Consider the following 12,757-nt stretch of genomic DNA (forward strand, 5'->3'; position numbering starts at 1 on the left):
CGAACTTTGCAGGCACTGATCTGAATCGGTCAGGCCAGGTAGGCGGCGGTGTCCGCCGGTCGACGGGGTCGGTTCAGCGCAGCGCGGCCGGGTCGAGCTGCCAGCGGAACGGCTCGGCCAGGGTCAACGTCTCGCCCGCCTTCGCCACCTGGTCCTCCACGTAGTGCGCGCCGTCGAGCCGGTGCAGCCGCAGCGAGTGGGCGTCGCCATCCTGCTCGACCAACAGGTACCACGGGATGCGGGCGATCGCGTAGAGCTGCATCTTGACCAGGCGGTCGGCGTTGCCCGGCGAGACGATCTCGCAGACCAACGCGACCGGTTGCTCGGAGCAGGGGCTCACGATCAGGCTCCCGTCGAGCTCGCCGCCCGGTCAGGCTCACCCGGTACGAGGCGACGACCGTCGAGCGACGCGGTCCGGCCGGGTAGGCTCCCCGGCCATGGTGTCGATCGACGGGCTGGGCGACCTCTGGGACCGGCTGTTCAGCGCCCAACCCGACCCGCCGCCCCTGCTGGTGCTGCTCACCGCCCTGGCCGCGCTGGTGGTCGTCGCCGTCCGGACGACCTGGCGGGTCGCCCGCAACGCGGTGACCATCGCGCACGAGGGCGGCCACGCCCTGGCGGCGCTGCTGACCGGGCGGCGACTGCACGGCATCCGGCTGCACTCGGACACCTCCGGGCTCACCCTCAGCGCCGGCCGTCCCACCGGCCCCGGCATGATCCTCACCCTGCTCGCCGGGTACGTCGCGCCGTCGCTGGTCGGCCTGGGTGGTGCCTTGCTGCTCGGCGGCAACCGGATCACCCTGCTGCTCTGGGCCGCGGTGGCCCTGCTGCTCGCCCTGCTGCTGCTGGTCCGCAACGTCTTCGGGGCACTCTCCCTGCTGATCACCGGCGGTGTGGTGCTCATCGTCTCCTGGTACGCCACCCCGCAGGTGCAGGCCGCGTTCGCCTGGACCTCGGTCTGGTTCCTGCTGCTCGGCGGCGTCCGGCCGGTCTTCGAGTTGCAACGGCTGCGCAGCCGGGGCCGGATGCCCGAATCCGACGCCGACCAGTTGGCACACCTGACGCCCTTCCCGGCGCTGCTCTGGGTGGTCGTCTTCGGGCTGGTCAACCTGTTCGCCCTCGCCGTCGGCGCGGTCCTGCTCGCCGGTCCGCTGCTCGCCGAGGCCGGCATCCCGCTCTGAGGCCGCCCGCCCGGGCCACCGCACCCACGACGACCGCACCACCGACCGCATCCCGCGCCGGGCCACCGGCACCGGGGGACGGTGCCCGGACCGGTGCCGGGTCGTCGAGCCGGCCGGGTGCGGGGCAGAATCGGTCTGATGCGATACGTGATCATCGGAGCGGGCGCGGTCGGTGGCACCATCGGCGTACTGCTGGGGGAGGCCGGTCGCGACGTCACGTTGGTGGCGCGGGGTGCGCACCTGGACGCGATCCGCCGCCGCGGGCTCACCCTGCGTACCCCCGACCGGTCGGTGACCTGGCGGGGGCCGGCCACCGGCGGGCCGGGCCCGGAGCCGCTGCCGGCCGACACCGTCCTGGTGCTGACCGTCAAGTCGCAGCACACCTGGGCCGCCCTGGACGCCTGGGCGGACGCCCCGGTCGTCGGCGGCGGCACGGCCGGGCAGCGGCTGCCCCTGTTCACCGCGCAGAACGGGGTGGCGAACGAGCCGACCGCGCTGCGCCTGTTCGCCCACGTCCACCCGGTCTGCGTGTGGCTGCCGGCCACCCATCTCGACCCGGGTGTGGTGATCGCCAGCGGTCACCCGTACCCGGGGATGTTGCACGTGGGCCGTTATCCGGCCGGTGCCGACGAGATCGACACGGCGGTGGCGGCGGACCTGACCGCTGCCGGCTTCCTCGCCCCGGTCCGCGACGACGTGATGCGGTGGAAGTACGGCAAGCTGCTGAACAACCTCGGCAACGGGGTGCAGGCCCTGCTCGGTGGCGACCTTCCCGGCTGGCTGCTCGACCGGGTCCGGGCCGAGGGCGTCGCCGTGCTCGCGGCGGCCGGCATCGCGCACCCCGCCGAGGACGAGGAGCGGGCCGAGCGGGGTGACCGGGTCGGCACCCGGCCCGTCGACGGGCAACCGCGCAGCGGCAGCTCGACCTGGCAGAGCCTGACCCGGGCGGCGGGCTCCACCGAGGCCGACCACCTCAACGGTGAGATCGTGCTGCTCGGCCGACGACACGGGGTGCCCACACCGGCCAACACCGCCGTGCAGGTCGCGGTCCGCCGGTTGGCGCAGGAACGCCTCCCCGCCGGCACCTTCCCGCTGGCCGAGCTGATCGACCTCGTCGAGCGCGCAGAATGATCGGCTGAGCACGCAACCCACCGGGGCGCGGCGCGCGTGTCACCTGCGACCGCCACGGGGGAGGTATCAGCGTGCCGGACGTCGACGGGTTCGACGAGTTCTACCGGGGCAGCCGACAACGGCTGCTCGGCTTCGTCTGCGCGCTCACCGGCAACCTGGCCGAGGCGCAGGACGCCGTGCAGGAGGCGTACGTCCGGGCCTGGCAACGCTGGTCGACGGTGAGCGGGTACGACGACCCGGAGGCCTGGGTACGCGTGGTGGCCTCCCGGATCGCGGTGAGCCGCTGGCGCAGCCTGCGCAGCCGGGCCCGCGCCTACCTGCGGCACGGGGCGACCGAGAGCGTGCCCGGCCCCGGCACCGACACGCTCGACGTGGTTGCCGCCCTGCGGCAACTGCCCGAGGAACAGCGCATCGCGCTCGCCCTGTACTACCTGCTCGGCATGCCCGTCGCCGAGGTGGCCCGGGAGACCGAAGCCCCGGTGGGCACGGTCAAGGCCCGGCTCTCCCGGGGGCGCGCCGCGCTCGCCGGCCTGCTCGCCGTTTCTGACCTGGAGGAGGTCTGATGGATGAGGATCTGACCTTCGTCGACCGGCTGCACCGGGACCTGCGTGAGGTCCACTGGCCCGAGCCGGCCGAGATCCGGGCCCGCGCCCGCCGCCGCAGCCGCCGGACGGCGGTGCTGTCGGCGGTGACGGTGCTCGTGGTGCTGGCCGGCTCCGCCACGGCGGTGAGCCGGGGGCCCACCGGGTCACCGACCCCCACCGCGCCGGTCGGCGCCCCGGCACCGTTCGCGAGCCGGTCCTCGGTTCCGGTCGTGGTCCCGGCCCGGGTGGAGATCCCCCTCGCCGCGCTACTGACCCCCGCCGACCTGCCCGTCAAGACCGGGCCAAGGCTCGGCACGACGGGGCTGGCCGAGACCGTCCAGGTCGACCCGCTGCTCGAGTCGTGTGGGCGGGAACGCGAGGTCGCCGCCCAACTGCCGGTGTCCCGCGCCTCCCGCTCGCAGACCCTGCTCCGCCCGGGGGCCCGCGTCGACGTCCCGATCGCCAAGGTGCTCAGCCAGGACGTCTACCGGATCGAGCTGCCCCGGGGCCGGTGGCTGTTCGGCGAGATCGACCGGCTGCTCAACGCCTGCGCGGACTGGACCCTCAGCGCGTCCATGCTGACCGCCGATCAGCAGCCGGCGCGCACGGAGCAGGAGCACAGCTGGGAGCCGGCGGCGCGCGACTTCGCCGGTGACCAGTCGGTGCTGCTGCGGCACGTGGCGCGGCAACCCCGTGAGCAGGTCGGCGGGGAAGCGGTCGGCCGGCTGCCAGTCGTCGAGACCACCCTGGTGGTCCGGGTCGGTGACCTGGTCACGGTGGTCGCACCCGCCCCGGACACGGTCGCCGACCGGGTCGACGGCACCGGCCCGGGGCTGAGCCAGGCCGACCTCATCACGCTGGGCGGGACCGCCGCGAAACGGCTCTGCCCGGCCACCGAGGGGCCCTGCTGACGGCCCGCCCGCCGGTCACAGCGGGATGTTGCCGTGCTTCTTCGGCGGCAGGGTCTCCCGCTTGGTCCGCAGCACCCGCAGCGCCCGGACGATCTGGGTACGGGTCTCGTGCGGCGGGATCACCGCGTCGACGTACCCGCGCTCGGCGGCGATGTACGGGTTTGCCAGGGTGTCCTCGTACTCGGCGATCTTCTCGGCCCGGACGGCGGCCGGGTCCTCGGCGGCGGCCAACTCCTGCCGGTAGAGGATGTTCACCGCGCCCTGCGCGCCCATCACCGCGATCTGCGCCGTCGGCCAGGCGAAGTTCAGGTCCGCCCCGAGATGCTTGGAGCCCATCACGTCGTACGCCCCGCCGTACGCCTTGCGGGTGATCACGGTGACCTTGGGCACGGTGGCCTCGGCGTACGCGTAGATGAGCTTCGCCCCCCGGCGGATGATGCCGTCCCACTCCTGGCCGGTGCCGGGCAGGAAACCGGGAACGTCCACGAAGGTCAGCACCGGGATGTTGAACGCGTCGCAGGTGCGCACGAAGCGGGCCGCCTTCTCCGAGGCGGCGATGTCCAGGGTGCCGGCGAAGTGCATCGGCTGGTTGGCGACCACCCCCACCGGGCGGCCCTCCACCCGGCCGTAGCCGATCACCAGGTTCTGCGCGTAGAGCGGCTGGACCTCCAGGAACTCACCCTCGTCGAGGACGTGCGCGATGACCCGGTGGATGTCATACGGCTGGTTGGCCGAGTCGGGGATCAGGGTGTCCAGCTCCCGGTCGGCGTCGGTGACGTCGAGGTCCGCCGCGGCGTCGAACACCACCGGCTCGTCCAGGTTGTTGGACGGCAGGTAGGACAGCAGCGCCTTGACGTAGTCGACCGCGTCGTCCTCGTCGGCGGCCAGGTAGTGCGCGTTGCCGCTGCGCGCGTTGTGGGTGCGGGCGCCGCCCAGCTCCTCCATCGCCACGTCCTCGCCGGTGACCGTCTTGATGACGTCCGGACCGGTGATGAACATGTGCGAGGTCCGGTCGACCATCACGGTGAAGTCGGTGACCGCCGGGGAGTAGACCGCGCCACCCGCGCACGGGCCCATGATCAGGGAGATCTGCGGGATGACCCCGCTGGCCCGCACGTTGCGGAAGAAGATCTCGCCGTAGAGGCCGAGCGAGGCGACGCCCTCCTGGATGCGCGCGCCACCGGAGTCGTTGATCCCGACCACCGGGCAGCCGATCTTCATGGCCAGGTCCATCACCTTGACGATCTTGGAGCCGAAGACCTCGCCGAGGGAGCCACCGAAGACCGTGAAGTCCTGCGCGAAGACGCAGATCTGCCGCCCGTCGACGGTGCCGTAACCGGTGATCACCCCGTCGCCGTACGGGCGGGTGCGATCCAACCCGAAGTTGGTGGACCGGTGCCGGGCGAATTCGTCCAGCTCGACGAAGGAGCCCTCGTCGAGCAGCAGCTCGATCCGCTCCCGGGCGGTCTTCTTGCCCCGCGCGTGCTGCTTCTCCACCCCGCGCGCGCCCGCGTGCACCGCCTCGTCGACCCGTCGCTCCAGGTCCGCCAGCTTGCCCGCGGTGCTGTGGGTGTTGGTCCCGGTCTCGGTAGTCACCCTGGGAATATAACGATGGTTCAGGCCCGCGCCGCTGTGCAGTACGCCTCAGTAGCCTCGCCGGAGGCTGGCGGGGCGTCGGCGTCGGCACGGCCCGTAGGCTGGCGGGATGCCGGGCTCGCCGTACACCGATCTGGACCGACCGCCGCTGTCGGCGGCGCGGCTGTCCCGGGCGTTGACCGCGCCGCTGGGCCCCTGGCGTCGGCTGGACCTGCGGTCGGAGACCGGCTCGACCAACGCCGACGCGGCCGACGCCGCGCGGGCCGGTGAGCCGGAGGGCCTGGTCGTGGTCGCCGAGCGGCAGACCGCCGGCCGGGGTCGACGGGGCCGGGTCTGGCAGTCGCCGCCCCGGGCGGGCCTCGCGGCCAGCGTGCTGCTCCGGCCCGGCGAGGCCGTCACCGAGCGCGACTGGCCGCCGGCGCCCCCGACCGGGTACGGCTGGCTGCCGCTGCTCGCGGGGGTCGCGTTGGTGGAGGCGGTCTCCCGGCTGGCCGAGCTGGACGCCGGCTTGAAATGGCCCAACGACCTGCTGGTCGGCGAGGCCAAGTGCGCCGGCATCCTGGCCGAGGCGGTGCCGGCGGCCGGGGGAGCGGAGCCACCCGCGATCGTGCTCGGCATCGGGCTGAACGTGACGCTGCGCGCCGAGGAGTTGCCGGAGAACCCCACCGGCCTGCCGGCCACCTCGTTGCAACTCGCCGGGGCCACCGCGACCGATCGTGATCCCCTGCTGCGGGCCCTGCTGCGCGCCCTCGCCGACTGGTACGACCGGTGGCGGATGGCCGGCGGTGACGCCGACGCGTGCGGTCTGCGGGAGGCGTACCTGGCCTCCTGCGCCACGGTGGGGCGGCAGGTGCGGGTGCTGCTGCCCGACGGCTCCGCGCTGACCGGGCTCGCCACCGGCGTGGATCTCGACGGTCACCTGCTGGTCGAGACCGCCGCCGGGGAGCGTCGGCTGGCCGCCGGGGACGTGCTGCACCTGCGCTGACCGGGCCGCCCCCGGTCGGTTCGTGCGTGGGGTGCACGGCAGGCCGCCCGGCTGATCCGGCGGGTCGTGTCGACCGGTTACGGTCAGCGCGTCCGATTGTCGGCTAGGAGGTTCCCGTGGCGTTCCCCGAAGACGTGCTCACCGAGGACGAGCACGTCGTCCTGCACCTGCACCCGCACTGGAAGGCGCTGCTGCGGCCGATCCTGGTGCTGGTCCTCGGCGTCGCGGCGGTGGTGGCGGGCTGGCTCCTGCTGCCCGACGGCGACGGCGGCACGATCGTGCTCTACGTCGTCGCCGGGCTGTTCCTGATCGCGGCGCTCTGGCTGGGGTTGTGGCCGTTCCTGGTCTGGCGCACCACGCACTACCTGTTCACCAACGAGCGGGTGCTGCTCCAGGAGGGGGTCTTCTCCCGGCACCGGCGGGACCTGCCGCTGGCCCGGATCAACGACCACTCGATGAACCAGCGTTTCATCGAGCGGCTGCTCGGCTGCGGCACCCTCACCATCGAGTCGGCGGGCGAACGCGGCCAGTCGGTGCTCGCCGACGTGCCCCGGGTCGACCGGGTGCAGACCACCCTCTACGAGTTGGTGGAGGCGCAGCACGACAAGCACACGCTGGGCGACGGCGAGATGCGCGACATCCTGGCCGACATGCGTGACGGCAAGCCGCTGCGCGACACCACCGGCTGAACCCTGCGGAAATGCGCGACGGCCCCGGGGATTCCCGGGGCCGTGGTCGTCAGGTGGTGCGGCGGGTCGGTCAGGGGCGCGGTGCGCGGCGGGTGCCGGCGTGCAGTTCGGCCGCCAGTTCCGCCTCCAGATCGCCACCGGTGACCGACTGGCCGAGGCCGGTGCCGAGGGCGGCGCCACGCCCCTGGGCCTGCTTGAACACCGGTTCGGCGGGCGGGGCTGTCGGCGCGGTGGTCGGGGTGGGCCGTTGTTCGGGCTGGGCCTGGGCCTCTTCCAACTCGCTGACCGACTCGGCCAGCTCGGCCACCGGGTCCAGCTCGGCCATGGTGTCCCACTCGTCCCGCTTGATGGCGTGCCAGCTCTCCTCGGCGTGCCGGGGGATGGGCTGGAAGACGAACGTCCGGTAGGACCAGAACCGGAACAGGGTGGCGAGCAGCACGCCCCCGGTCTTCGCCACGTTGAGCGCGAGCAGGCTGTTGAACCCCAGGCCGTACTTGGCGGCGGCGAGGACACCCAGTTCGATGATCAGCCCGGCGCCGTTGAACAGAAAGAACAGGGCATATTCCCGCTTAAGTGCCGATTTGGGACGATCCCGGTACGTCCAGTGACGATTCATCAGATAAGACGTGATGGTTGCCACGATGGTGGCGATGACCGTCGCCTTCAGTTGACCGTCGACAAAGACCGTGAGTGCCAGGGCATTGAACACCGCGTAATTGATGACGGTGTTGACGCCGCCGACGATGCCGAATTTGAGCGCCTCGCGGATGAACTTCTGCCAGCGCTCGGGCAGCAGACGGACAAGACGCATGCGCAACACCTTAGGGCAGAGGACGATGCCGGAGTCTCCGGCTGGACGGGGTGGGCGACCGCTCACGGCCCGGGCGACGGGTCGTCGGTGGTCGCCTCCGGAACCGGGGGAGTTCCCGCCTCCACGAAGACGAACCGTCGGTACGACCAGAACCGGAACAGTGTGCCGAGCGCGGTGCCTACCACGTAGCTGGCGATGTTGTCGGCCAACGGGGTGCGGAAGATGTCGGGCCAGATGCTGCCCAGCCCGTAGCGGCTGCCTGCCAGACAGGCCACCGCGATGCCCAGGCCGACCGCGTTGAAGAAGAAGAACAGCGCGTACTCGCGGGCCGGGTTGGAGCGGACCCGGTGCCGCCAGGTCCAGAACCGGTTGCCGACGAACGCGACCGTCGCCGCGATCACCGTGGAGATGACCCGGGCGGTCACCGGCTCCATCCCCCGGGCCAGCGTCAGGAAGTTGAACAGCGCGAAGTCGACCAGGAAGGCCACCCCGCCCACGGTGGCGAACTTGCTCAACTCGCGGAGGAGGTGACCGAACCGGTCCAGCAACGAACGGACCAGACCCGGACGGGTCTGCGGGGTTCCCGGTTGGTCCCCGGTCATCGTCGCGGCCACCTCGCGAGCGTACCGGTTGCCGGCTGTCCGGACGGGGCACCGTCCGCGACCTGTCGCCGTGCCGCGCACCGGTCCACCCGTACGCCCGGTTCCGCCGTTCCCGTCGTCCGTTCTCGCAGTCACCGACAGTTCACCGGAGGATTTGCGTGAAACTGCGCGTGAAAGCGGGTATCAGCTCGTGTTACCGCAGCCGGGCGGCACCTTGTGCAGTTGTTCACAACCAGTCCCACTGACTCGCGGGTCCGCCCGGTTTACGCTGAGGCCAATCCCAGGTTTCCACGAAGGCGACGCGGCCCGCGTCCGCCGGGACTCGTGCATCCCATAAATCGGTCAGCGTCGACCACAAGGAGATGAGTCATGGTTGCTCCGGCTACTGTGCGGGGGATCGATCAGGCCCCCACGACCCACCCCAAGCTGCTCGCCTGGGTCCGGGAGATCGCGGAACTGACGACCCCGGACCGGGTGGTCTGGGTGGACGGCACCGACGAGGAGTGGCGGCGTCTCACCGACGAACTCGTCGACAGCGGGACCCTGATCCGGCTGAACCCGGAAAAGAAGCCGAACTCCTTCTACGCCCGCACCGACCCCACGGACGTCGCCCGGGTCGAGGAGCGCACCTTCATCTGCTCGGTGGACGAGGCGGACGCCGGCCCCACCAACAACTGGATGGCGCCGGCCGAGATGAAGCGGACGATGACCGACCTCTACCGGGGCGCGATGCGGGGCCGGACGATGTACGTCATCCCCTTCTGCATGGGTCCGGTCGAGGCCGAGAGCCCGATGTTCGGCGTCGAGGTCACCGACAGCCCGTACGTGGTCGCCTCGATGCGGATCATGACCCGGATGGGCACCGCAGTGCTCGAGGCGATGGGCGACGACGCCGACTTCGTGCACGCGCTGCACTCGATCGGCGCCCCGCTCGCCCCCGGCCAGTCCGACCTGGCCTGGCCGTGCAACGAGACGAAGTACATCTCGCACTTCCCGGAGAGCCGGGAGATCTGGTCCTACGGCTCCGGTTACGGCGGCAACTCGCTGCTGGGCAAGAAGTGCTACTCGTTGCGGATCGCCAGCGTGATGGGGCGGGACGAGGGCTGGCTCGCCGAGCACATGCTGATCCTCAAGATCACCTCTCCGGAGGGGAAGGTCTACCACGTGGCGGGCGCGTTCCCGTCCGCCTGTGGCAAGACCAACCTGGCCATGCTGGAGCCGACCATCCCGGGCTGGAAGGTCGAGACCATCGGCGACGACATCGCCTGGATGCGGTTCGGCTCCGACGGACGCCTCTACGCGGTCAACCCGGAGTACGGCCTCTTCGGCGTCGCCCCGGGCACCGACTGGAAGACCAACGCCAACGCGATGCGCACGCTGGACCGGGGCAACTCCGTGTTCACCAACGTCGCCCTCACCGACGACGGCGACATCTGGTGGGAGGGCATGGGTGAGCCGCCGGCCCACCTGACCGACTGGAAGGGCAACGACTGGACGCCGGAGAGCGAGCACCTCTCCTCCCACGCGAACAGCCGGTTCTGCACCCCGATCACCCAGTGCCCGATCCTGGCCGACGACTACTTCGACCCCAACGGGGTACCGATCGACGCGATCCTGTTCGGCGGTCGCCGTCGGGACACCATCCCGCTGGTCACCGAGGCCCGGGACTGGGTGCACGGCGTCTACCTGGGGGCGACGCTCTCCTCGGAGACCACCGCCGCCGCGTCCGGCGCGGTCGGCGTGGTGCGCCGCGACCCGATGGCCATGCTGCCGTTCATCGGCTACCACGCCGGTGACTACTTCAACCACTGGATCGAGATGGGCAAGGGCGTCGACGGGGACGCCGCCAAGCTGCCCCGGATCTACTACGTGAACTGGTTCCGCAAGGACGCCGAGGGCAGCTTCCTCTGGCCCGGGTTCGGCGAGAACTCGCGGGTGCTGAAGTGGGTCGTCGAGCGGCTCGAGGGCACCGCCGACGCGGTCGAGACCCCGATCGGCATGGTCCCGACCGCCGACGCGCTGGACGTCGACGGCCTCGACATGACCCCGGAGGACGTCCGGATCGCCCTCAAGGTCGACCCCGAGGAGTGGCGCAACGAGTTGCCGCTGATCACCGAGTGGTTCGAGAAGTTCGGTGACAAGCTGCCCGCCGTCCTCTGGTCGGAGCTGGACGCGCTGCGCGCCCGGCTCGACGCGAAGCAGCCGCAGTAGCCGGTGCGGACAGGTGTGCCGGTCGCCCGTACCGGGCAACACCGGAAGCCATGAGGACGGCCGCCGTGACCCCGCAGGTCCGGCGGCCGTCCGCCGTCCGGGCGCTCACCACCCTGCTCGCGCTGACCGCCGCGGCCACCATCGTGGTCGAGCTGCTCAACTGGTGGTACGCCCCGGAGCAGGAGTTCGGCCTGGCGGTACGCACCGGCTGGGCGATGCTGCGGTCACTGGGCTTCCTGGTGCTGATCGGGCACGTGAACCGGGGGCGGGTCGGGGCGAAGCCGTTCGGGCTGATCCTCGCCGTGACCACCGTCTTCGCCGTCGGCCGGCTGGTGGTGCCCCGGCAGGGTGTGCCGCCGCTGCCCGGCCTGCTCGGCTTCGCCGTCCTCAGCGTGCTCTGCGTCGCCGTGGTCGTGCTGCTCTACCGCTCCGACGCGGTCGCCGGGCACCTGGTGCGGCACCGCAAGGGCCTGGTGGTCGAGGGTGGGACGATCACCTGGCGGGAGGTCGCCCCGAAGCGCCCCCAGGTCACCGGCTGGCTGCTGACCGGCCGGGTGGCCGCCTTCACGTACAGCCCGTTGATGCTGGTGCCGGCCCTGGTGGCCGGCGGTGCGGTGCTGGACGGCCGACTCGCCGCCGTGCCGGTGGTGCTGCTCTGGTTCGGCGCCGGCATCGTGGTCAGCTACCTGGTGCTGTTCTGTACGGCGTTCCTGATGCGCGGCCGACCGTGGGCCCGCCGCCTGCTGGTGGCGATCACCCTGGGCGTCCTCGCGGTCAACCTCCCCCTCTGCTGGTGGCTCCTCGGTCTGGACGGCCTGATCCGCGACGGCGCCCCCCTCCTGGCAGCCGCCACCCTCACCCTCTACTCCCTCCACCGCGCCACCCCCACCCCCGGGGCCGGGTCACGGTGATCAAGAGGTTTCGGTCACGGGGAGGCCGGCGGATGACGTATTTCTCTTGATCACGGCCGGAGTGCGCCACCGAGGCACTGGTATTAGGCGGGGGTCGCTACGCTGCAGGGTGATGACTCTGCGGAAACTCCTCTACTCCGTCTACGAGCGCCGGCTGACGGCCAGGCTCGCGGGTCGGCCGGTGCCCCGGCACGTGGGCGTGATGTGCGACGGCAATCGCCGGTGGGCGCGGGAGATGGGCCTCGTCGATCCGAACGACGGGCACCGGATGGGTGCCGAGCGGATCAAGGAACTGCTGCGCTGGTGCGACGCGGCCGGGGTCGGCCACGTCACGCTCTGGCTGCTCTCCACCGACAACCTGTCCCGGCCGGCGGAGGAACTCGACCCGCTGCTCCAGATCATCGAGGATCTGACCACCGAGCTGGCCGAGGAGGGCAACCCCTGGCGGCTGCGGATGGTCGGTGCGCTCGACGTGCTGCCGAACCAGCACGCCCAGGCGCTCAAGGCCGCCGAGGAACGCACCCGGGAACGCACCGGCGGCGCACAGGTCAACATCGCCGTCGGGTACGGCGGGCGGCGCGAGATCGCCGACGCGGTCCGTTCGCTGCTGGTGGAGCACGCCGCCAAGGGCGGCACCATTGAGGAACTCGCCGGTTCGCTGGACGTGGACCACATCTCCGAGCACCTCTACACCCGTGGCCTGCCCGACCCGGATCTGATCATCCGGACCAGTGGCGAGCAGCGCCTGTCCGGATTCATGCTCTGGCAGTCGGCGCACTCGGAGTTCTATTTCTGCGAACTCAACTGGCCGGACTTCCGGCGGGTCGACTTCCTGCGCGCCCTGCGCTCCTACGGCACCCGGCAACGCCGCTACGGCGTCTGACCCGCAGCCCGCACAGCCCGAAGCCGCAGCAGTAGCCCGCACAGCCGGCAGCCGCAGTCCGCACAGCCTGCGCCCGAAGCCCGAAGCCCGAAGCCCGCGCAGTCCGGAGCCCACAGCCCCGAGACGACGGCCGGCGACGTGCCGTGACGTCATCCACCCCGGGCGCTCACCGCCCGTGATGCCACTCGCACCCGGCACCGCCGGGCGGCACAGCACCCGGCGGGATCATCCGGCGGTGAGGACGGGTGGGCCGATCAGGACG

13 protein-coding genes are annotated in these 12,757 nt (G+C 71.7%); 9 read left to right on the forward strand and 4 right to left on the reverse strand.

The features are described from left to right. Window positions 1–73: 73 nt before the first annotated feature. Window positions 74–340 carry a Uma2 family endonuclease gene (locus tag GA0070216_RS19810; RefSeq protein ID WP_425413173.1) on the reverse strand — a complete coding sequence of 89 codons (267 nt, stop codon included), beginning with the start codon at window positions 338–340 and terminating at the stop codon, window positions 74–76. Window positions 341–437: 97 nt separating this feature from the next. On the opposite strand from GA0070216_RS19810, the gene GA0070216_RS19815 reads away from it, so the two are divergent. From GA0070216_RS19815 to GA0070216_RS19830, 4 genes are all read left to right on the forward strand, one after another. Continuing rightward, window positions 438–1,181, forward strand: coding sequence for a M50 family metallopeptidase (locus GA0070216_RS19815; RefSeq protein ID WP_091248034.1), 744 nt, complete (start codon window positions 438–440; stop codon window positions 1,179–1,181). 138 nt (window positions 1,182–1,319) lie between these two features. After that, window positions 1,320–2,312, forward strand: coding sequence for a ketopantoate reductase family protein (locus GA0070216_RS19820; protein ID WP_091248037.1), 993 nt, complete (start codon window positions 1,320–1,322; stop codon window positions 2,310–2,312). A gap of 71 nt (window positions 2,313–2,383) precedes the next feature. Next, window positions 2,384–2,875, forward strand: coding sequence for a SigE family RNA polymerase sigma factor (locus GA0070216_RS19825; protein WP_091248040.1), 492 nt, complete (start codon window positions 2,384–2,386; stop codon window positions 2,873–2,875). Then, window positions 2,875–3,807, forward strand: a complete 933-nt coding sequence (locus tag GA0070216_RS19830; protein ID WP_091248044.1) for a hypothetical protein — start codon at window positions 2,875–2,877, stop codon at window positions 3,805–3,807. The genes GA0070216_RS19825 and GA0070216_RS19830 overlap by 1 nt, the downstream gene beginning before the upstream one ends. Window positions 3,808–3,822: 15 nt before the next feature. Here the strand turns inward: GA0070216_RS19830 and GA0070216_RS19835 are convergent, their stop codons facing one another. Further along, window positions 3,823–5,403, reverse strand: coding sequence for an acyl-CoA carboxylase subunit beta (locus GA0070216_RS19835; protein ID WP_091248049.1), 1,581 nt, complete (start codon window positions 5,401–5,403; stop codon window positions 3,823–3,825). Between the two features lie 109 nt (window positions 5,404–5,512). Between GA0070216_RS19835 and GA0070216_RS19840 the strand changes: the two genes are divergently transcribed. After that, window positions 5,513–6,388 carry a biotin--[acetyl-CoA-carboxylase] ligase gene (locus tag GA0070216_RS19840; RefSeq protein WP_091248052.1) on the forward strand — a complete coding sequence of 292 codons (876 nt, stop codon included), beginning with the start codon at window positions 5,513–5,515 and terminating at the stop codon, window positions 6,386–6,388. A 116-nt stretch (window positions 6,389–6,504) separates the two neighbouring features. Beyond that, window positions 6,505–7,077 (forward strand): PH domain-containing protein, encoded by a 573-nt coding sequence (locus GA0070216_RS19845; protein WP_091248056.1) that lies wholly within the window; start codon window positions 6,505–6,507, stop codon window positions 7,075–7,077. 70 nt (window positions 7,078–7,147) lie between these two features. On the opposite strand, the gene GA0070216_RS19850 is transcribed toward GA0070216_RS19845, so the two are convergent. Further along, on the reverse strand, window positions 7,148–7,888 hold the full coding sequence (locus GA0070216_RS19850) for a GtrA family protein (RefSeq protein WP_091248061.1): 741 nt from the start codon (window positions 7,886–7,888) through the stop codon (window positions 7,148–7,150). Between the two features lie 62 nt (window positions 7,889–7,950). Further along, a complete protein-coding gene (locus tag GA0070216_RS19855; protein ID WP_091248063.1) occupies window positions 7,951–8,490 on the reverse strand; it encodes a GtrA family protein in 540 nt (179 codons plus the stop codon). A 369-nt stretch (window positions 8,491–8,859) separates the two neighbouring features. On the opposite strand from GA0070216_RS19855, the gene GA0070216_RS19860 reads away from it, so the two are divergent. From GA0070216_RS19860 to GA0070216_RS19870, 3 genes are all read left to right on the forward strand, one after another. Continuing rightward, entirely contained in the window at window positions 8,860–10,701 is a 1,842-nt protein-coding gene (locus tag GA0070216_RS19860) for a phosphoenolpyruvate carboxykinase (GTP) (RefSeq protein WP_091248066.1), read from the forward strand. 50 nt (window positions 10,702–10,751) lie between these two features. After that, window positions 10,752–11,612 carry a hypothetical protein gene (locus tag GA0070216_RS19865; RefSeq protein ID WP_091248070.1) on the forward strand — a complete coding sequence of 287 codons (861 nt, stop codon included), beginning with the start codon at window positions 10,752–10,754 and terminating at the stop codon, window positions 11,610–11,612. Between the two features lie 112 nt (window positions 11,613–11,724). Beyond that, window positions 11,725–12,495, forward strand: coding sequence for an isoprenyl transferase (locus tag GA0070216_RS19870; RefSeq protein WP_091248072.1), 771 nt, complete (start codon window positions 11,725–11,727; stop codon window positions 12,493–12,495). Window positions 12,496–12,757 lie beyond the last annotated feature (262 nt).

It is taken from the genome of Micromonospora matsumotoense (assembly GCF_900091525.1).
Taxonomy (GTDB): domain Bacteria; phylum Actinomycetota; class Actinomycetes; order Mycobacteriales; family Micromonosporaceae; genus Micromonospora; species Micromonospora matsumotoensis.